This is a genomic window from Odoribacter sp. AF15-53 (assembly GCF_003479425.1).
In the GTDB taxonomy this organism is placed as follows: Bacteria; Bacteroidota; Bacteroidia; order Bacteroidales; family Marinifilaceae; genus Butyricimonas.
This window is the reverse complement of sequence record NZ_QUHC01000024.1, coordinates 1-18,467: the sequence shown is the minus strand read 5'-3', so window position 1 is coordinate 18,467 and position 18,467 is coordinate 1. Positions and strand designations below refer to the sequence as shown.

General features: G+C 41.6%; 23 protein-coding genes. 3 read left to right on the top strand and 20 right to left on the bottom strand.

What is annotated here, in order from left to right; all coding sequences use genetic code 11:
- The 11 genes from DWW52_RS20525 to DWW52_RS20975 all read right to left on the bottom strand — a co-directional run.
- A partial coding sequence (locus DWW52_RS20525) for a PQQ-binding-like beta-propeller repeat protein (protein ID WP_148315420.1) occupies nucleotides 1-447 on the bottom strand: 447 nt, incomplete at its 3' end.
- Between the two features lie 270 nt (nucleotides 448-717).
- Nucleotides 718-1,836, bottom strand: a complete 1,119-nt coding sequence (locus DWW52_RS20515) for a 6-bladed beta-propeller (protein WP_118717779.1) — start codon at nucleotides 1,834-1,836, stop codon at nucleotides 718-720.
- 55 nt (nucleotides 1,837-1,891) lie between these two features.
- Nucleotides 1,892-3,004, bottom strand: coding sequence for a hypothetical protein (locus DWW52_RS20510; protein ID WP_118717777.1), 1,113 nt, complete (start codon nucleotides 3,002-3,004; stop codon nucleotides 1,892-1,894).
- Nucleotides 3,005-3,016: 12 nt separating this feature from the next.
- Nucleotides 3,017-4,144 carry a BF3164 family lipoprotein gene (locus DWW52_RS20505; RefSeq protein ID WP_233557002.1) on the bottom strand — a complete coding sequence of 376 codons (1,128 nt, stop codon included), beginning with the start codon at nucleotides 4,142-4,144 and terminating at the stop codon, nucleotides 3,017-3,019.
- 1 nt (nucleotide 4,145) lies between these two features.
- Nucleotides 4,146-5,306 (bottom strand): hypothetical protein, encoded by a 1,161-nt coding sequence (locus DWW52_RS20500; protein ID WP_118717775.1) that lies wholly within the window; start codon nucleotides 5,304-5,306, stop codon nucleotides 4,146-4,148.
- A gap of 47 nt (nucleotides 5,307-5,353) precedes the next feature.
- Complete coding sequence (locus DWW52_RS20495; RefSeq protein ID WP_118717773.1) at nucleotides 5,354-5,962, bottom strand: hypothetical protein; 609 nt, start codon at nucleotides 5,960-5,962, stop codon at nucleotides 5,354-5,356.
- A 211-nt stretch (nucleotides 5,963-6,173) separates the two neighbouring features.
- Entirely contained in the window at nucleotides 6,174-7,442 is a 1,269-nt protein-coding gene (locus DWW52_RS20490) for a 6-bladed beta-propeller (RefSeq protein ID WP_118717771.1), read from the bottom strand.
- A 14-nt stretch (nucleotides 7,443-7,456) separates the two neighbouring features.
- Nucleotides 7,457-7,843 carry a hypothetical protein gene (locus DWW52_RS20485; RefSeq protein WP_118717770.1) on the bottom strand — a complete coding sequence of 129 codons (387 nt, stop codon included), beginning with the start codon at nucleotides 7,841-7,843 and terminating at the stop codon, nucleotides 7,457-7,459.
- A 213-nt stretch (nucleotides 7,844-8,056) separates the two neighbouring features.
- On the bottom strand, nucleotides 8,057-9,967 hold the full coding sequence (locus tag DWW52_RS20480; RefSeq protein ID WP_118717768.1) for a hypothetical protein: 1,911 nt from the start codon (nucleotides 9,965-9,967) through the stop codon (nucleotides 8,057-8,059).
- A gap of 31 nt (nucleotides 9,968-9,998) precedes the next feature.
- Nucleotides 9,999-11,042 carry a BF3164 family lipoprotein gene (locus tag DWW52_RS20475; protein ID WP_118717766.1) on the bottom strand — a complete coding sequence of 348 codons (1,044 nt, stop codon included), beginning with the start codon at nucleotides 11,040-11,042 and terminating at the stop codon, nucleotides 9,999-10,001.
- A complete protein-coding gene (locus tag DWW52_RS20975; RefSeq protein ID WP_148315419.1) occupies nucleotides 11,039-11,275 on the bottom strand; it encodes a hypothetical protein in 237 nt (78 codons plus the stop codon). The genes DWW52_RS20475 and DWW52_RS20975 overlap by 4 nt, the downstream gene beginning before the upstream one ends.
- 314 nt (nucleotides 11,276-11,589) lie before the next feature.
- Here DWW52_RS20975 and DWW52_RS20465 point away from each other — a divergent pair, with 314 nt between their 5' ends.
- Nucleotides 11,590-12,885 carry a site-specific integrase gene (locus DWW52_RS20465; RefSeq protein ID WP_032581699.1) on the top strand — a complete coding sequence of 432 codons (1,296 nt, stop codon included), beginning with the start codon at nucleotides 11,590-11,592 and terminating at the stop codon, nucleotides 12,883-12,885.
- Nucleotides 12,886-12,978: 93 nt separating this feature from the next.
- Here DWW52_RS20465 and DWW52_RS20460 read toward each other — a convergent pair whose 3' ends face one another.
- Together DWW52_RS20460 and DWW52_RS20455 are read right to left on the bottom strand one after the other, a co-directional pair.
- Nucleotides 12,979-13,296, bottom strand: a complete 318-nt coding sequence (locus DWW52_RS20460) for a helix-turn-helix domain-containing protein (RefSeq protein ID WP_005858007.1) — start codon at nucleotides 13,294-13,296, stop codon at nucleotides 12,979-12,981.
- Nucleotide 13,297: 1 nt separating this feature from the next.
- A complete protein-coding gene (locus DWW52_RS20455) occupies nucleotides 13,298-13,591 on the bottom strand; it encodes a helix-turn-helix domain-containing protein (protein WP_008629224.1) in 294 nt (97 codons plus the stop codon).
- A gap of 242 nt (nucleotides 13,592-13,833) precedes the next feature.
- On the opposite strand from DWW52_RS20455, the gene DWW52_RS21170 reads away from it, so the two are divergent.
- Nucleotides 13,834-14,190: a hypothetical protein gene (locus DWW52_RS21170; protein WP_005858004.1), complete on the top strand. Its 357-nt coding sequence runs from the start codon at nucleotides 13,834-13,836 to the stop codon at nucleotides 14,188-14,190.
- 228 nt (nucleotides 14,191-14,418) lie between these two features.
- On the opposite strand, the gene DWW52_RS20440 is transcribed toward DWW52_RS21170, so the two are convergent.
- A complete protein-coding gene (locus tag DWW52_RS20440) occupies nucleotides 14,419-14,772 on the bottom strand; it encodes a helix-turn-helix domain-containing protein (RefSeq protein WP_004326138.1) in 354 nt (117 codons plus the stop codon).
- 124 nt (nucleotides 14,773-14,896) lie between these two features.
- On the opposite strand from DWW52_RS20440, the gene DWW52_RS20435 reads away from it, so the two are divergent.
- Complete coding sequence (locus DWW52_RS20435; protein WP_032581695.1) at nucleotides 14,897-15,691, top strand: EFR1 family ferrodoxin; 795 nt, start codon at nucleotides 14,897-14,899, stop codon at nucleotides 15,689-15,691.
- On the opposite strand, the gene DWW52_RS21165 is transcribed toward DWW52_RS20435, so the two are convergent.
- The 6 genes from DWW52_RS21165 to DWW52_RS20405 all read right to left on the bottom strand — a co-directional run bounded on the left by DWW52_RS21165 (nucleotide 15,649) and on the right by DWW52_RS20405 (nucleotide 18,429).
- Entirely contained in the window at nucleotides 15,649-15,867 is a 219-nt protein-coding gene (locus tag DWW52_RS21165) for a hypothetical protein (RefSeq protein ID WP_173023019.1), read from the bottom strand. The genes DWW52_RS20435 and DWW52_RS21165 overlap by 43 nt on opposite strands.
- Nucleotides 15,868-15,884: 17 nt before the next feature.
- Nucleotides 15,885-16,475, bottom strand: coding sequence for a DUF4948 family protein (locus DWW52_RS20425; protein ID WP_118717762.1), 591 nt, complete (start codon nucleotides 16,473-16,475; stop codon nucleotides 15,885-15,887).
- Between the two features lie 87 nt (nucleotides 16,476-16,562).
- Nucleotides 16,563-17,069: a hypothetical protein gene (locus DWW52_RS20420; protein WP_118717760.1), complete on the bottom strand. Its 507-nt coding sequence runs from the start codon at nucleotides 17,067-17,069 to the stop codon at nucleotides 16,563-16,565.
- A 196-nt stretch (nucleotides 17,070-17,265) separates the two neighbouring features.
- Entirely contained in the window at nucleotides 17,266-17,607 is a 342-nt protein-coding gene (locus DWW52_RS20415) for a hypothetical protein (protein ID WP_118430355.1), read from the bottom strand.
- Nucleotides 17,608-17,682: 75 nt separating this feature from the next.
- Complete coding sequence (locus tag DWW52_RS20410; RefSeq protein ID WP_029427320.1) at nucleotides 17,683-18,054, bottom strand: SMI1/KNR4 family protein; 372 nt, start codon at nucleotides 18,052-18,054, stop codon at nucleotides 17,683-17,685.
- Between the two features lie 36 nt (nucleotides 18,055-18,090).
- Nucleotides 18,091-18,429 carry a hypothetical protein gene (locus DWW52_RS20405; protein ID WP_050441492.1) on the bottom strand — a complete coding sequence of 113 codons (339 nt, stop codon included), beginning with the start codon at nucleotides 18,427-18,429 and terminating at the stop codon, nucleotides 18,091-18,093.
- Nucleotides 18,430-18,467: the final 38 nt, after the last annotated feature.

Sequence of the window (18,467 nt, the reverse complement as noted above, 5' to 3'; positions counted from 1 at the left end):
TACATGGTATCCCAGAAACTGCACGACAATCCTGTCAAATATCACCGCAGAATCACCTATCCGTGCCAATGGTATACTTCCAAGAACAGACTTGCTAATATCATACATAACAAAATTGTCTTTGTATGGATTCTGCATATTGGCCCACAAAGACTCATTATTACTTCTTCCATAGGCAACGAGCTTATTAACCAAAGTCCCGGTATTTATATTGTAGGCATAAAAATTGTGCGTGCTATTATACGATTGAACAATAACTATAGAATCCATTATTGTCATCCTTCCGATTGTCGACAAATAACCTTTAATCGCTACTTCCCGTCCCGCGTGCAAATCAATAGATTCCGGAAAAATATCATAAATATTTCCCGTCATTTTACGATTGACACATGATAATACAAATAAAGATATCAAGGGAATCACAATCAAACACCTTATCGTATTCATAATTACTTTTGTTTTTCAAATAGCTATCACAAAATCAACAAATTTGGATAACCAGTTATTAATTATCTTCCGCCTTTTATCAATTAAATAAACACATCCTCCTATATCCCATTCTACCCACGCAACGCATCCTGTAGATTTGTACAAAAATGAATATTTTTTTATACAAAAACGAATAAAAAGGTTGCATTGAGGTTGCAAATTTCACTCGAACAACATTTCCCGAAGTAACAATTTTACGAGAACGCAAAAAAATACAGATACAAGAAATCATTTTGTAATATATCTCAAAACGACTATTCCCCCGTTTTTCATATGCTTCTCAATTTCTTTCGAAGCACGTGGGTACCCGTATTCAACAAACATTTCGTATTCGTCAAAAGAATTCAACAGGCAAATAAATCGTCCCTGTTCGTCAACACAGGAGGGGAAAGGCATACCCATACTTTCGTCTTCGTAAATTCTTTTCATCACGTCATCATTTATAGAATACAAAAAACAATCAGGATTACCTGGATTAATTATATCAAAGGCTATATAGTTTCCATTCGTAACAGGTGTTTCATCCATACAATAATATCCTCTTTGAATTATCTTTTCCCAACCCTCCTTATATTCGTCCGGAATCCCCTTATCGCCAAAATCAACACCAACAATTTTAATACTGTCTCCTTTGGCACGATCTATAATAGAAAAGTAGTTGGCGACTCCATAATGGAACAAGATGTTCTTCTGTGACACCGAAAAATAAGTCATCTTTCCAATTGGATCAATTTCATCTTCTTCGTACGGGAATAACTTTTTTGTAATGTTCAGATCGTCATCCGTAAAAAACAATCGGTATTTCGATTTGTTGGGATCATACTCTTTACTGGAAGATGAAAATGCAAACACATACCCCCCGCGATCAAGCCATTCCACATCCCAAGCCACAAACGGCATCTTCTTGTTCATTAGGAAACGTCCTGTTTCAACATCATAAATCTTAAAAAAATGATTATAATTATCAATTATGGCTATCTCATGATCTGTCACGCAGAAACTTCTTATCTCCAAATACTCGTTAGCAGCTCGCCCCCGGCTATCCATCGTGTACAAAAACTCCCCGGTATTACGATAAACAACAATTTTATTCTGAATAAAATCACCGATAAACACCTTACCATCCCGAAACACCACTTTTGTACCATGAGAAAAATACCCTTTCTCATTCAACTCCAAAGGAGAATACACCACCGAGTCAATATCTTTTGCCATCGACTCCATGCCCTCATCGTTAAATGTAATAACCTTATCTATACTTATGTTCTCACGCGTATTTCGTTGACACGATTCAGTTAAAAATAACGCCAGAATAAAACCGATTGTCGTGATAAAAATATTCTTCATGATTTAAGCTTGTTTTAATAATGGTAATTATATACATCCTTTTATTATTTCAGTACTATAACTCATTTAAATCAATATAATACATTTCATCTGTATCCAAATCTGCGGTGTATAACCTATTTCTTACCGGGTCCAGAGCAATTCTAAAAAATACCCGATCGGTCTTCAGCTCGTATATCATTTCTCCATTCCAGTTAAACACATGAATTATATGCATAAACGGACATTTCGATCCGAAACTTGCATCCCACTCCTTATCTCCCCAATAGGTAGCGTATATATAATCATTATCGACCTGAATACTATTATAGTATATGTACCCATCGTCCCATCTGGAATCAAAAAGAGAAACCCGGGAAACATTGGCCAGACGGTAGAAAACGGTCTCTCCCGTTCTAGTATCTATGATATTGATTTGAGGAACCTTTCTCATTGCCTGAACAATTTTCGAACCATCCGGTTTTATGGCATCAAAAGAATAGACCCGCTCTTTTTGAGTTTCATCAAAATGAATATCATCGCCCTCCGGCTTTTTATAAACATGATAATCATTTATTGTTTCACAAGGCAATCGCCATTCTTTATAATATGGAAGAGGAGTATCACCTTCAATAAGGTATCGCAACTTAATCTTTGCCAGGAAAGTATCATCCGATTGATAAAATAGATTATCTACTGTCAAATTTTTGCCAAGGTTCAAGGCATCATACGAGATAACGGTATCGTACATGGTTGTTTTCTCTAAAACGGACTGACTGATATTCCAAAAATATATTTTCCGTTCATTGAAATCACATATCGGCGTTTTAAGGTCATTATCCATTTTGAAAAATTGAAAAACAGGACCGATGGAAAAAAACTCGTTATGCCCTCTCCCTTTATTACAAAAATAACCTATTTCTTCTTCGGTATCGACATTATACAGGCAAAAGAACTGGTCAGCAAACCTCGGATTCCAGAACACGATCAATGAATCATACACCGAGAACATCCCGTATCCATAATTCTCGACACCAATCGTCTTGCTCGTCACATCCCGGACTTTCACGGAATCTTTATTGATATATACAATTTTGCCATTAAAGTAATCTGCATCCTTATTTCTATCATCACAAGCCGAAAAAATGAATACCAACACCAAAAAAGTTATAACCTTGAATGTTTTCATAAATACATCATTTTATTTATCATACACACTAGTTGAAATCACTGCCAAATCCAAATAATACACCTCTTCCGTATCCATATTTAGCGTGTATAGCCGATTTCTTACCGAATCTAACCAAACACAAAAATAAGATTGATCTGTTATAAGTTTATAAAGCAATTTCCCGTTCCAATCAAACACATGGATGGTATTAAAAAGTGGCAGTTTAACGCCGACACGACCATTCCACAGTTCTTTTCCCCAATAGGTTGCATAAATATAACGATCATCCGCCTGCACGTTATTATAATATCTATTCGTGGACTTCACATCCGTTTTCAAAAGAGAAAAATCGGGCCCGTTCTTCATCCTGTAACCAACAAGATCACCCGTACGAGTATCTATCATATTTATCTGCGGAAGACATGCCATCACTTGAACAAACTTAGAGCCATCGGGTTTCATCACGTCCCATGAATAAAAGAAAGAACTTAGAGGCTCCGCGACTTGATGATTCTCCACGGTATCTATCTTGTAAATAGGATAATCCCGTATTAACTCGTTCGTGTAAATCGTTCGTTTTTCATAAAACGGCGTGGTTACGGCCGTCAGCCCCAACTCGTCAGAAGCTTTAAAAACAAACAGCGTATCCCCGGGTTGATAAAACTGAAAATGCATACGACTATTATCATACGAGACAATCGTATCGTACACCGTTATGCCTTTCTCCACGGATTGACTGATATTCCAAAAAAACAATTTACCCTCGTTAGAAGTGTAAAGCAATGTCATTATATCATCCCCCTTCTTGAAAAACTGGCACACGCACCCAGCGGATAGCGACTCTTCATGACCTCGACCTTTTCCACAAAAAGAACCTAATTTCTCTCCCGTATCCACGTTGAAAACATCAAAAAAATGATCGGGAAATCCAGGATTCCAACAAACTAACAACGAATCATACACCGCTATCATCCCCGTTCCCATGTAGCCTTCATCTAACGGAACGGGTTTACTTTCAACGTTCTTTGTAATTACACCACTATCATCAATATATCGGATCTCTCCATTGAAAACATCATCGTTGTCTTTCGTGCTACAACAAACAAATACGCCAAGAACCACAATCGAAATCGCGATGTTTATTACTTTTATATTCATATCAACATTCCATTTTCAATCTTACCCTGTAAACATACACGCGCATTTTTCCTTCATCCACGATAGCATCAGAAAAAAGATACGGTTTAATATAACCTATCGGCTTAAAACCTTTAGGGACATCAATATCCGCGATAAGAGTTCTGTCTTGATAAATTTGCAATCCATCCGAACTCTCTTTCTCGCCTTTCGAATACGACCGGAACAAATAACCAAGCTCGTCAATGTGTTCTACCCACGTGTAATATCCTTTCGTTCGATATTGAGCAACACCCTTACCTTGAATATCCTTGACACTCTTTACCGACACGTACTCTTTATCCCTCGCTCGACCTTCAAAACCGAACGAGTACAACGGATTATAGTCTTTATCATATTTATATATCAACGAATCGGCCATATAAGCCACGTAGAAGTTACCATCAGGGTCAATATCAAAAAAGGTTGACGAGAATATGTAATGTGTATCCGATCTATTTTTATAGACATCCGGCATTCCCCTCCCCAGCAATCGGCCTGTTTCTTTTTTATCCAATCTCTGTTCTGTAATACCCCGGAATTCTTTGACAAAAATATCGGGAGTCCGGAAATAATTAAATGTCGGATCTTCTGCCCTGTTATTCGTGAAAACAGAATTTTTATAACTTCGGCAAACTAAAGGAAATCCCATCGAATACAGCTCGAACTGGTCGTAGCCGATCTTATCGCCCAATTTATACGATTTTCTGGTCTTCCGGTATGACTTTGATCTATCTATTTTATATTCACGATCAAATAATTGAACGTCATCCGTTACTCCTTGCAAACACAAATACCCGTTATTCAAAAAGGTATGAGTATAAATTTGCCCTATCGTGGTTTCCGTTGGCCCTCGACCGATGCCCAGCGTTCGAAAGGAAATTTTTCCCGTTGAATCAAAAAAATGTATCGTACAAAACAATCGATCAATAAAATATAACCTATTATCATGAACGCCCATATTCCCCTCGAATGTTGTATTCATCGTGGTGTCAATGATTAACGTATCCACCATGTAAGTAATATTTCTTTCTTCCCTGATATTAATATCGGGAGAGGGAAACATGTTTTTCGTGTTATCCTTTGAACAGGAAATATTAACGAACAACAAAATTGAAAGATAGATTACGTCTTTTGCATTCATGTTGGGTTGATTTATACTAGTTAAATTTATCTCATGTACCATATCATTCAGTTAGTTGTCTCATCAGCAAGATCATTTTCTTTGGTCGAGGATTGCTGTGGCTTACCTAATTTTTCCTCCACGGTTTTATAAAACATCTCCTTGATCTTCCTATTCTGTGACGGATTTCCAACCAGAATCACGTTATTATTCTCATCTAACAAAAAGGTATGAAGGGCTCTATTTTTCGGGAGATGAGGATTCAATTTCTCAAATTCCCCCAAGGTATCCAACAATATCGGATAGTCAAACATCGTATTGGCTATCATTAATTCTGTACCACGCACCTCTTTTTTCATTGGAGAAAATATAAAATAAAATCTTAATTGATTATTAAATTGTTCTGCATAATCAATAAAATGCCCCCATGAATCAATGTGATTAATTGCACAAGCCGTACACCCAATGGAATCAGCATATACAACTAATTTAAGAACTTCCTTGTTTACATCAATTTTTTGTACCTCAACACCTTGTCGCATAAATAATCCTTTTGAAGGCAATTGTATTGCTTTCGACTGCAAAACTTTTATTTCTTGTGTAAATTGTCGTTCTCGATTCGAGCAAGCAACAAAAAAAAGTGCAGTGCAAATAAAAGTGACAAAAACATTCTTCATGATTCAAATTTTTCTTTAAATTCTTTCATTTCTGTTGTAATAAAGCTAATACTTATCGCATGTAACAGTCTCATTTTAAACAGAAATACTTATTATATCACTTCACGTTTGATACTTAATCATTCCATTGACCAAATCAAAGTCTATAACAATAAATATCATAATCCAGAATTCTTCTATACAAATTTCACTCTCATAACAATTTCGGCAATTAATCAAAATTCTCTTTTATATCAACACTAAATAATATCGGATTATCATTTGATAGTGTTCCCTTTTTTAATAATCCTTTAATTTTCTCATTGGAATCCAACACGCCCAAACTCTCTGCTGGGATCATTCCATAAATTCGATCACCTTCTACCGCAAACAATGGGCTTTTTCCTCCAAATCTCATGGCTAAAAAATCTTTAATTGTCCCTTCTTGAGAATCAAAAGTAGGCACACCATTAAAAATTATTCGATCAGAAATCATATCATAAACAAGCAAACAACCATTCCTTCCTTCATCTGCATATTGAGATATCATATAACGGTTTGTGTAACAACTCACATTTTGTACATAAGAATGAGATCGTCTATATTTTTCTATAAAATTCTCATAATTCTCATTACATCGCTTAACAAAATCATCCGGTATTCCCACTTTAGAAAATTGGAATTTATACTTCACTTCTGTAACCAAACCATCTAAAAAAACAATATTATTAGAAAATGGAGCATGATACCAAAAACGACCCAATTCGTATTTCAAATTATTAAGCTCACAAAAATTTATAGAATAATCCATTTTAAGATGCTTCGATAAAATATTACCATGTGTATTAAATTTCAATATTTTATATTTATGAATTGCATCAATATGTCTATTATCACCTGCTATACCAATAAATACAGAATCAACACCTGTTCTTTCTATTGTTTGCAATGCGAATTGTAATCGAGAGACTTCCTTAAAATTTCCCTCTATGTCAAATATCAACAACTTTGTTGATCGATTATCAAGAATTATCACATGATTACCATCTACCGTAAAATCCGTCGGCTCTATATACTCTGAATTACTTTTCCCATAGTTTCCAATTTTTCTAAGAAATTTTCCACTATTAAGATTAAATACTAATAGAGACTTTGCTTTGTTTACATCTAACAAATAGACGAAAGAATCTTGAATCATGATTTTATCCACTTCTCCTATTAATGACTTAGAGCTTGTCTCCAGTGGAATTAACTTCAAATCATGAAATAAAAATCCTGCTTCTTTGTATTCATAATTACAATCTATATTTATTAATCTTACATCATCAGGATTGCCCATCGTATCCTTCTGCATATTTTGTATAACGGCCTCATTTAATTTACCATATTTGTAATTATATTTATTGTTATTCTTACTTGTACAAGATACGCAAAGAGCAACAAGAATAGCAAGGGAGAATCCCCCCTTGCTAATAATACCAATCAATTGTAATCGTCCCATAATTATTTGATTATTTAACGACAATCATTCTCTGAACAAAAATTCCATCCATCTTTACAATAAGATTTTTGACCGGGTTGATTTCCAGGCACAATTCGAAATGATACTCTATTTTCTCTCAATTGAGCCGCAAGAGAAGCCGTATACTTATAAGTTGCTCCCGCTGTATATCCCCCACTAGTAGACGTTATTTCTATATAATCTCCAGTTGTACATCCCCACCACTCTTTTTTCCACAATAACCCAGAACCTCCTCCTGTCTCCTCATCTGTCAAAGCCTCAATATTGGCCTTCATGAACTTTTCAGCTTCCGACATAGCCATTTTTTGGTGTGCGGTATAACCCACATACCCCATTGCACAGAATAAAACCGATGCAACTAAAATTTTTACTCTTTTCATTTTTATTCTTGTTTTTTATAACCAAAAGACTCTTCTTTTCGTTATTATTGTATGTTTTCTTTGTGTAGTCCTTTCTATTCAACTTGATTCAAAACCTTGTTTCGATAAAGTCACGGATGAGAGGGCTACCTTTTTTTCATCCGTTCCGTCCAAATTAATTCTTATTTCTTATCCTATATTCCGTCCTTTTAAATGATTAAACAATTGCATCTTTTACCAAAATCTTACTCGCCCATTCATCACCGTGAACGGTCGTTCTTCCTTGCCCTCGGTTCGATTGCGCAACCAGTACAACGCACCTGAAGGCACGTTTTCATACTCGATATAATCCGCCGTGGCCACTTTCCGACCTAGCGATACCCACTCTCCTTTATCAAAATACAACAACTCGTAAATATCACCCGCGTAAACCCCGTTCTTGTCATTTCGAGTTATATATTTCACGACATCAACCGATACAGGCTTCTCAAATTCTACCCCGGCTATTTTAGGCAAAGTTCCGTAATCCAGTAGATCGTCATTAAATATATTTTTAGAAAGTAATCCATCCTTATCCATTTTGCCCGCAGCATCAATTGTAAAAGTACTTGCAGCATTCAAAACACCCCCATCCTCCTGCATGAACTTGACCGATGCGAATTCGGGATAACTGTAACGTTCCTTCGTCAGCATCCAATATTTATACTTTTTGGGCGTGTTTACACGCAACGTGTCGTAAGCCATGTAATTATAATGCCGGATCACGCCTATCGAATCATAAGGTTCTTTCGACAAATCGTTGGTAGCACGTATCTGCACCCCGATGATCGCCGAACCGCAATAATCTCCCGACGAATTATAAGTAAACTTCCGATTCAAACGTAACTTCTGTAAACGCTCTTTATCGGGAACGAGAGACTCCACCTCACCATTCGACCTCACCCACAACGGGTAGTCAGCAAACACCTGGCTGTTACCATGATAGTAACAGGGCATATACACGATATCACGACCGATCTTCTCGAAAACAACTTTCCCTCCCCGCATCTCACTCCAAGCTACCTCATTCCACGCCAGGTTATTAAACACGCACAAGTAACCGTATTTCGTATCCGGCCGACACGTTTTAAATTCATATTCCAAGCTCGTGACATTCTCGTACTCCTCCGTCACATCCATTTTGTAAGGATCACGAATAAAGCGCGGGATAAAATTATTCTTATCTTCCGGTATCGGGTTAATAAAACTGGTTTTACGATACACTTTAGCCGTGTATGGAGTATTTGAATAATAATATTTACTATTCACGAAACGATGATCTCGGAGAATCGTCCAGTAATGGCGATTTTCCTGCGTCGGGTAGTGAGGAACAAAATCCACGGCTGTCGGGATACCGAACACCTGATTGGTAATTCGCGTACTATAAGCATTATCAATACAATCCATCCTGTACTTTTTGAATAACGAATCCGACAGTTGACTTTTAAATGTCCCGAAACCATAGTAGGTGTTCACCTTGGCAGAAACGTAACTCGCGTAACTACTCAAACTAAATCCCATATTCTCTCCTTTATAGAAATCATACAAATGATAGTAGGCAGTATCTTTCCACTCGGTTAAAGGTTCGTTGTTAATCCTGTAAGGCAATACATATTTAAAGAAATCCTCGCGCGACAAATCGTAATGATTCTTTATATCTTCCCAGATCTCGAATGATCGTTCGATATTTCGTATCAGGTAGCCCGACGTGATCTTGTGCAGATCATATTCAACCGTGTTATCTCCCCGTTCCGTGGCAATACGGGCAGCCACCAGGTAAAACATTAATTTAAGGGCACGGGGTTGATCCCGGAGCGTGGTATCAATATCCCGTTTCAAACGCTCCATCGTCTCCCCGGCTACCGCGTAATGTGCCACCATGTTACTGATCAGGTACTCTGCCGCTTTCAATTTCAGCGGGTCAGGTTTTTCCGTATGGTAATGATCCAGCACCTTTTGAAGTTCCCCCCGGTTCTCCCCGCTCAATTCCAATGCGGTATTCACATCCACGAACATGGGGCAATTTATCGTATCTCGGTGACAACTGCTCACGGTCATCGCAACACTCAATATAAAAAACAACCCCATCGTAAAAAACGGCTTCATATCTTTAGTTTTACTTCCTTTCAATAAACATCTACAATCTCAATTCAACCAGCGATACCCCGGTATTACCCGCAACCCCGTACAACTTTCCCTCGTCACGATCATAAGTAATCCCCGTCAACGCGACATCGAAATCAAAGCTTCGAACCAGATTCCCCTCCCAATCATACTCCAGCAAGCGATTACATTCAAAAGCCCTCTGCCTGTCCACTCGGTAAGTCTTCCCGGAATAAAGCGCGTACACCCGCTCCGGGGTCACCGCCACGTCCATAAAACCGAAACGATTCTCCCGACTATACAGGACACGGGGATCGGGAGTTTCTGAAATCTCCACCCGGGGATAACTCAACCTTTCCAGTTTCACGCGTTCGATACCCACCGAAGTAACCCGGCAAAAATCAATCACCCCGCTATACATATCGGCACACACGAACGCTTGTCCGTCAGGGCGCACCCGTAGAACGTTGCTGGCGTATAGCATCCCTTTCGTCTTCTCCTGCAAATCCGGGTATTGCGGGCAATCCGGATAAGACAAACAATAGCGGGAGGAACCATCCGTCAGCGAGTAAAGCAAATAACGCCCCTCCTCGTAAAAACCCGTGGAGATCACGAAATCGTTTGTCTTCACCGCTATCAAGTGTTGTTCTTCCGCGGGAAGTTGTACGATCGACTCTTCCGATACCCCCCGGGCAAGTGGAGAAACGGGACTCTCGATCAATTCTCCGGTCTTGAAATCCAACGCCGTCACGCTCTTCCCGTCAAACGAGTTGAAAGAACTCAACGCTCGCAGCCGCTTCGAAGAATTGATTGCCCCCGAAGACAAATCCCCCTCCACCGGATTTTCCAGATCGAGAGCCCGTGCTACCCCCTCCTTCATGTATGTTGCCCCCACTATGATTTTATTCCCTTGTTTAATAAATCCACTCACATCATAAATCCCGTTCCGGGATAAATCCGCCAAACGAACTACCTTCGCCCGCTCGCTCTTCACCATATTCATGCTCTCGTCATCCATGTAACGATCGGTACATCCGAGCAAGATGCCCCCGAATAGCACGTATAATAACTCTCTCATTCTTCAGGAGGTAATGCAATTCCTTTTATTTTAATTCCACCAATTAAACAATAACCTTTTGCATAAACACAAGGATCATACGGGTTCTCGGCTTCCGGAGAGGTCAAAGCCTCAACATTTCCTAGCCTCAAGGTTGCCAAGCACGCTCCTTGTCTAATACTCAAATTCAAGCTGATAGCGATACCCGCCACCAGCAACACGAACATTGCTATTTTCAAATATTTTTTCTTCATAACACACATTAATTTTCGTTCGCAACAAAGGTGGATTCTTTTTTTTCAAAAAATCGGCATAAGGCGCAAAGAAAAGCAAAGTTCTACATAAATAAATGCAGGTCAGCATCTTGTATGCAGAGCGGGTGGAAGCAGGCTTCGGCATAAAAAGCCTGAAAACACCCCTTTCGGACAAAGTTCGGCTACTAAACAGCTACCGGTTCCGAAACGGGGTATATACGGCATAACAAGTTCTGTTTCATCGCTTTGCCTTGTTTTGCATAGCTCTTGGTAAGAAATAAGTAACTACCTTTAGAAACGAAAATTTTAGAGTTATGGAAACAAAGAGAAGTACGTTTGCGACCTCGTTCTACATCAAGAGATCCGCAGTGAGAAACCGGGACGGGAAAGCCCCCATCATGGTGAAAATCTCCGTTGACGGGGATGACAAGGCAGTGGGAACCAAGCTGTTCGTCACTCCCGACCTCTGGGAGAACGGCAAGGCGAAAGGCAAGTCCGCAGAGGCAAACGAGATAAACGGGCAACTGAAGGAGGTCTCCGCCCGGCTCACCAACCACTACCACCGCATCCTCCGGGAAGAGGATTTCGTCACCGCCGAGAAGCTGCGCAACGCCTTCCTCGGTGTCGGCGTGATGGAGAACTGCATACTGAAAGACTTCGAGAATATGAACAAGGAGTTCGGGGCGATGGTGGAGAAAGGGCAGCGAGCCAAGTCCACCTACAACAAGTATCTGGCTGTTTACAACCATTTCAAGACCTTCCTTTGGGAGAAGAAGAAGCGCACCGACATGGCTTACAAGGAGCTGACCAAGGAGATCATCGCCGATTTCGACAAGTACCTGCGGGTGGAGAAGGGATTGAGCGCCAACACCCTCTGGATATACACCATGCCCCTGCTCAGCCTGACCGACAAGGCGTGGCGGCGTGGAATCGTCCGCACCGACCCCTTCGGCGAGTACAGCCTTGAGATGCAGGAGACCGATCGGGGCTATCTCACGGAGGAGGAGTTGCGTACCTTGGCTAACGCCGTGTTCGTCAAGAAACAGACCAGCCTCGTGCGGGACATGTTCCTCTTCGGGTGTTTCACCGGGCTTAGCTACATTGACATAAAGACGCTCACCCATGACAAGATACAGCGCATGGACTTCGACGGCGAGGAATGGATCATCACCCGGCGCACCAAGACCCGTGTGTCGAGCAACGTCCCCCTCATGGAGATTGCCAAGGAGCTGATAGAACGTTACAAAGGGCTTGCCGGAGGCGACCTCGTGTTTCCCATGCCCAGCAACAGCGTGTGCAACAGGCACCTCAAACAGATAGCCAAAGCCTGCGGCATCCACAAGGAGATCGGCTTCCACCTAAGCCGCCACACCTTCGCCACGACCGTCTATCTCTGCAACGGAGGCACCATCGAGGCGCTCTCCAAGATACTCGGGCACAAGCACATTTCCACGACCCAGATCTACGCCGAGGTGACCAACAGGATGGTAAGCTCCGATTTCCGGGCGATCTCCGGCAACCTCGCCGCCATGCAGCGGAGCGTGCTGGAGAAGAAGGACAGGAAACAGGACGGGAAGCGGGTGCGCCGCTCCCTCCGGGAAACGGCTTGACGCCTTCCCCCGGTGCAGAATGCGGCAAAGGCAGGAACTTCCGATGCGGTGTCCCTGCCTTTGCTGCATTTCCCGATGCACACCCCCGTGCGTTTATGTTGGACTTTTCCCCCGTTTGCGCTTTGGGCGCATGTCCACGTAGTTCTCCTCCAGCATACGCAGCAGATCCGACTGGCGGTAGAGCGTCTTGCCCGGCAGCGATATGTACGGGATCAGCCGCTGCGTGCGGTAGTCCTGCAACGTTCTCGGCGTGATGTGCAGCAGCCTGCACACGTCCTCGCCCGTGAGATAGACCTCGCCGTTCATCGCCGGGCGGAAGTGCGCCGTTACCGTGTCAAGGTACCTCATGCCTTCCTCCAGTGCCTCGAAGTACGCCCGTACCTCTTCCGTGTCCCTTGTGATCACTTCCATCTCACTCGTCCTCCGTCATTTCCCGGCTCATGGCTTCCACGAACGCCTCCACGTCCTCCGTCCGGTAGTAAATCTTGTGGTTGATCTGGCTGTACGGCAGCAGCCCCCGGTCACGGTAGGTCTGCAATGTCCGCTTGCTGATGCCCAGTTTCTCGCACACGTCCGCCCCGTCCATCCAGTTCATCTTTTCGGGCGGTCGGTAGCGGGCGCAAAGCTCCCTCACGTGCTGCGAGAAGCTGCCGAACCGTTCCTTCATCTCCTCGAAGGTCTTTCTCTCGATGCTTACTATTTCCATTGTCCCGATACGTTTTTATTGTTATACTTCCCTGCAAATATACCGGTCTGTATATGTCCGTGTATCAAAACCGTACCGCTTGTCCTCGTTTTGCTTCACGTTTGTAGCCTTGTCACGTTCCGGGCGGTGAAAAGCAGGGAGAAGCTCTACATATCCGCACGCCCTTCCGCATATTTCCCGTCTCTTCCGCTTGCCGTGTGCCGGACATTTCGCATATTTGTAACCGACCAAACATCATCACTATGGACGAGGCTGTCTTTATCGCGCAATACACCTTCCTTGCCACTCCTGCGGTCATCGAGGAGGAGAGCCGCATCTTGGGCAAGATCGCACGCCGCCTGCGTTGCGAGTACGTCATCCGTTTCGAGGACGACGGCAAGTTCTATTTCCTGCTGGAAACCCGTTCCGGCTACGAGGAGCATTTCGCCCGGTGCGGCTGGTACGTCGTCAGCCAGACCGACTTCAACAGCCGCCTGACCATCGGCATGGGCTTGTACGAGAGCGGGAACTTGGCGGGCTTCATGTACAGGCTTGATTCCGGCAGCTGTATCCGGGCGATTCAGGAGAACAGGCATCGTGCCGCTTGGATTATAAATTAAGCGTTATTTATTCCTAAATATCAGCACTTTCTGAAATTTTGGCTTTGCATCCGTCACGCTTTTAGTCCTTAAAAGCTATCTGCTGTTGTCCGGTGTCTGTCTGCCAACATCTTGGGTTCAGATGTTCGCATTATTTTTGGATTATGCAAATCGTTGAAAATAAACATTTTAAGGTTATTGCAAGGTGCAAGCTATATATAAATATATACTTGTACCTTGCACTAAATTTCAATACTTATTTTTCCGTCTATTTTCCATTATCGTTTCAAAATTTTCTTGCCCCCATTGTTTCAACTGCTCTAAATAAGGGATTAAAGTTTCTCCAAATTCAGATACATAATATTCCACTTTGGGTGGAACTGTGGGATATATTTTTCTATTTACCAATCCGTCCGTTACCAATGACCGCAAAACAGTAGATAGCATCTTTTCCGATATAGAGGGGATTGTTTTGTATAGTTCATTGAAACGTATTACTTCATTCTCATGTAGCTTCAATAAGACAACTAAAGCCCATTTGTCACCCAGCCATTCCAGTATAGGGGAAGCAGAACAATAATCGTAATCTAACTTTTTTCTCATTTTTCTTTTATCCAACAAATTGATATACAGGAAAACTAACCTAAATGTAAGTTACTGATAACCAAGACAGTTCTTCTTTTTTTTAAAGAGACCTACTAACTTTGCTGTCGCAAAAATAAATGTTATGGACTATAAAAGCAAAACGGCAAACGACAAAGAAATATCCATCTATTATTTCTCCGCCACAGGCAACAGCCTGAAATTGTCGCAGGATATTGCGGCGGCTTTTGGAGGAGCCGGGCTGTTCAGAATGACACCGTCAGCTGGAATCACCGCATCGGACTCCCGAATCGTAGGTTTTATATTCCCCGTATATATGGGCGGACTGCCCGGCATTGTCCGCCGGTTCTTGGAAAGTTATCCGTTCAGGAAAGGCGTGTACTATTTCTCCATAGGCACATATTACACGTACAAGGGCTGTGCGGTGTCCGTTGTGGACAAAATCATGTCCGGCAAAGGCGTGCGTCTGGACTATGGCTACAACCTGCCCACCGTAGGGAACTGCCTGAAGGAATACGAGGTATCTTCAGTAAGGAGGACGAAGATACTGGAACGGGCGGAGCTTTACACTTCACGAATAATCGACAACTTGAAAAAAGGCAAACGGAAAAAGCCTTTCCCGTATTGCAGGTTATCGGATCTGTTGCACAAAGGGCTGTTCAATGCTTTTTTCAGTCGCTCGCACTTGAACTTCTCCTTGGAAAATGGTTGTATGGGATGTGGTGTCTGCGAACGTGTATGTCCCGTGAACAATATTACGCTGAAAAACGGAGTGCCCCGGTGGGGAACCGGTTGCGAGGCTTGCCATGCTTGCGTACACTGGTGTCCCCGGAATGTCATTCAGATCGGGAAGTCCAAAGGGCGGCTGCAATACCATCATCCAGCTGTAAAAAGAACGATGCTGTACCGTGTGGAATGACGGGTTCCTATGCTGCGTATCCAGAGATTCCGGTCTGTTTCCCGTTTGTAGGATTCCACCGGAACCAGCCCGTTCTTGCGTTGTTCATGCCGACAGGTCATAGAAACGATATGGATGACCTTACGCATCCTTGTCATCATCTGGAAGAATCGGCGCATGTATTGGAATATCCTCATGCGTCCCTCTTTGCAGGTTATCGTGAATGGTCTAACTCAATGTACCAGCCTTCCCTGACGGGCTTGTACAGCGTGGTGTCGTTGTACGTCCTGCGATAGATCTCGTTCAGGTCGCCGTGTTCGGTGATACGGATGTTCCGGCGGCTTTCCAATCCGGGATCGTAAATGAAACTCTTGGACGTTCCCGCATCCACGATGCCGTGGGAATAGTACGGCATAACGAGGCTCACATATACCGAATCCGCCGTTTCCCATTCCCTGCGGTCAACAAGGACAAGACCGCATCCAATCTCTGACAACAAGGAATCGAGCTGTATTCGGTCTGGCTTCAGCAGCCCATATACCGGGAGGTCTTGTTCGTCATTCGTTTCATGGGATGTATCGCTTTGCTCTGTTGAATCAAGTATAATGACCTCTTCCGGAGAAAGCGGCGGATAGGGGAAACTGCCTTCTGAACTCTCTGCCATGATTTCGTACACCTTGCGGAACGCCGCCTCGTGCGTGGCGAAGTGGCGTATCATTTCCTCGTCGCTCGGCGGCATGGGCGGCTCTCCGCAACTTGCGGCAAACAGGCTTGCTAAAAGCAGGATTATGGCGAATGTTCTCATATTCTTATGTAGATGATGCTTGGCAGCGCTTCGCTTTAAGCGGCAGTGCTGTTTGTTATCTAAATCTTAATGTCTTTATTGGCAAAATCAAGGCACTATTTCGTAAACGGTTCGCTCATTGTTCCTGAAAATGGTATGCTCAATCTGGCTTCCGACCTTTACGATACTGTCTATGTCCGCATTGACTTTCAGGCTAAGGACGGGAGCGTATTTCCGATGTTCGTAATCGACCGGAGTATTGTTATAGGTTGTTTCGACAATAGGATAATTATGTTCCTTTGCGAACTGTTTCAAGGTATCTATGTAGGGAAGCTGCTCTTTACCCATAGCTTCAAAATCTATGTAAAACTTTCCGTTCTCCAGCACAAAGTAGATGCAGTCCACACCATTGGAACAAATACCTATAAAATCATAATCAGTATTTCCTGCCTGCACGTTTCTCAATACATCCGGCAGTTTGTCTATCGTAATCCGGGCAGCAACCGGGATATTGGAGTTTATACCGTCGTTTTGCGTCACTCGTTTATTCCCATGCCCGCAACTCAATAAACTTAAGATAGAAGTAAATATTCCCATAATTTTTAAGAATCTCATAGTTTTATGCTTATTATTAAATAGATAACATGTAATTATATACGTTTTCCGCTGTATATCTTCGCTCAATTACAAATATATATATAAGGGCGAAACTTCGGAGCGTTCGGTCTTCCTTTTTTTCTATGGTATGCTTAAAAGCAGTTTTTGCGGGTGGTTGTTTGGGCGTTCCCCTTCGGGCGGGCTTTTGTAGGTCTTAAAATTCCATATTCTCCTTTTTATAATTTTTATAGCGAATGTTTAGAACACCTTTCCATTCTTGACTTGGACAGGCGTTTATTAACTGGATATATTTGTCGCCATCATCAATACGTATGACAGATTCCCCCAGTTTTAATAAGTCCCACTGCAAATCATAAAAAGAACTCTCGGGAAAAATTTGTACCAATACTTCAGCTTCATCAAATGATATGGGGAGTTGTATTCGCTTTAATAATTCATCATAAGAACGTATAACTTCAACAATGTTATCTGGGTCATTGATGCTTTCATTAGGCATACGACCTAAATCTTTCAACTGTAAAATTTCAGTTCTCATATTATTGTTTTTTTAGAGTTCATGATGTCTGGCAGCTAATCGACCTTTATGGGCAATTGAGGTGCGTGTTAGTATTTATTTTTCATTTTGACCTATGAAATCAAAGATATTGTTTGATTCCTTTTCCATTTCCAAAGAACCCAAAGCGCCTAAATCATTTGAATATATAGAATTATCAGTGGGGTTACCGACATTTATGAAGTACCCTAAATCCCCATCTTGTCCTATCATAAAATAATTTGGCTCAAAGTCTTTTATTTGATATGTTTGATTTCTTTCCTCTAAATCAGAGTATGAATACAGACATATACCCGAATCATCCACTTCATACACATCACCATCATTGATTTTAGCCAGAAAATCAATGTAAAGTTGCGGAAAAATAATGTTGAGCTTTGCTTGAAGCTCTATAATCCTCTTTTTTATTTCTTTATTGTCGGCAATCATAACTTCATATTATTTATTCCTTGTAATTTTAAGAACCTATTCAGTAGTAATATTAAGATCTTGTTTATTTCTCCATGCTATCCTAAGATAATTACCTCTTATTAAACCTTTATCACGGTAATGTCTAACTATTTCAGAGGGCGACCAATCCTTGGCATCGGAAAATAATGTTCCGATTTCTATTAACTTTTGAAAAAGAACTGCTCGCTTTTCTACATCGCCAGTAGGCATTGAAATAGAATAGTATGGTTCTACTTTTTCAAATCCAATACTGATAAGTTCATTCTTAAAATTGTCATTATCATTGGCTATAAATATATTATTTCCAGCCAATTCAATAGCAACGACTTTATCTTGTAATTTTTCATTCATCATGTTAAACACTAATGTTTGGTGGCTAACTAACCTTTATA

What these genes read in the sequence shown, in the direction of transcription:
- DWW52_RS20490 (WP_118717771.1), bottom strand. Translation starts at nt 7,442, where the DNA reads ATGGGACGATTACAATTGATTGGTATTATTAGCAAGGGGGGATTCTCC.
- DWW52_RS21165 (WP_173023019.1), bottom strand. Translation starts at nt 15,867, where the DNA reads ATGAGGATATTCCAATACATGCGCCGATTCTTCCAGATGATGACAAGG.
- DWW52_RS20475 (WP_118717766.1), bottom strand. Translation starts at nt 11,042, where the DNA reads ATGAGAGAGTTATTATACGTGCTATTCGGGGGCATCTTGCTCGGATGT.
- DWW52_RS20410 (WP_029427320.1), bottom strand. Translation starts at nt 18,054, where the DNA reads ATGATTGCCGACAATAAAGAAATAAAAAAGAGGATTATAGAGCTTCAA.
- DWW52_RS20420 (WP_118717760.1), bottom strand. Translation starts at nt 17,069, where the DNA reads ATGAGATTCTTAAAAATTATGGGAATATTTACTTCTATCTTAAGTTTA.
- DWW52_RS20465 (WP_032581699.1), top strand. Translation starts at nt 11,590, where the DNA reads ATGGAAACAAAGAGAAGTACGTTTGCGACCTCGTTCTACATCAAGAGA.
- DWW52_RS20485 (WP_118717770.1), bottom strand. Translation starts at nt 7,843, where the DNA reads ATGAAAAGAGTAAAAATTTTAGTTGCATCGGTTTTATTCTGTGCAATG.
- DWW52_RS20460 (WP_005858007.1), bottom strand. Translation starts at nt 13,296, where the DNA reads ATGGAAGTGATCACAAGGGACACGGAAGAGGTACGGGCGTACTTCGAG.
- DWW52_RS20515 (WP_118717779.1), bottom strand. Translation starts at nt 1,836, where the DNA reads ATGAAGAATATTTTTATCACGACAATCGGTTTTATTCTGGCGTTATTT.
- DWW52_RS20455 (WP_008629224.1), bottom strand. Translation starts at nt 13,591, where the DNA reads ATGGAAATAGTAAGCATCGAGAGAAAGACCTTCGAGGAGATGAAGGAA.
- DWW52_RS20500 (WP_118717775.1), bottom strand. Translation starts at nt 5,306, where the DNA reads ATGAATGCAAAAGACGTAATCTATCTTTCAATTTTGTTGTTCGTTAAT.
- DWW52_RS20505 (WP_233557002.1), bottom strand. Translation starts at nt 4,144, where the DNA reads ATGAATATAAAAGTAATAAACATCGCGATTTCGATTGTGGTTCTTGGC.
- DWW52_RS21170 (WP_005858004.1), top strand. Translation starts at nt 13,834, where the DNA reads ATGGACGAGGCTGTCTTTATCGCGCAATACACCTTCCTTGCCACTCCT.
- DWW52_RS20415 (WP_118430355.1), bottom strand. Translation starts at nt 17,607, where the DNA reads ATGAGAACTGAAATTTTACAGTTGAAAGATTTAGGTCGTATGCCTAAT.
- DWW52_RS20425 (WP_118717762.1), bottom strand. Translation starts at nt 16,475, where the DNA reads ATGAGAACATTCGCCATAATCCTGCTTTTAGCAAGCCTGTTTGCCGCA.
- DWW52_RS20405 (WP_050441492.1), bottom strand. Translation starts at nt 18,429, where the DNA reads ATGATGAATGAAAAATTACAAGATAAAGTCGTTGCTATTGAATTGGCT.
- DWW52_RS20440 (WP_004326138.1), bottom strand. Translation starts at nt 14,772, where the DNA reads ATGAGAAAAAAGTTAGATTACGATTATTGTTCTGCTTCCCCTATACTG.
- DWW52_RS20510 (WP_118717777.1), bottom strand. Translation starts at nt 3,004, where the DNA reads ATGAAAACATTCAAGGTTATAACTTTTTTGGTGTTGGTATTCATTTTT.
- DWW52_RS20480 (WP_118717768.1), bottom strand. Translation starts at nt 9,967, where the DNA reads ATGAAGCCGTTTTTTACGATGGGGTTGTTTTTTATATTGAGTGTTGCG.
- DWW52_RS20975 (WP_148315419.1), bottom strand. Translation starts at nt 11,275, where the DNA reads ATGAAGAAAAAATATTTGAAAATAGCAATGTTCGTGTTGCTGGTGGCG.
- DWW52_RS20435 (WP_032581695.1), top strand. Translation starts at nt 14,897, where the DNA reads ATGGACTATAAAAGCAAAACGGCAAACGACAAAGAAATATCCATCTAT.
- DWW52_RS20495 (WP_118717773.1), bottom strand. Translation starts at nt 5,962, where the DNA reads ATGAAGAATGTTTTTGTCACTTTTATTTGCACTGCACTTTTTTTTGTT.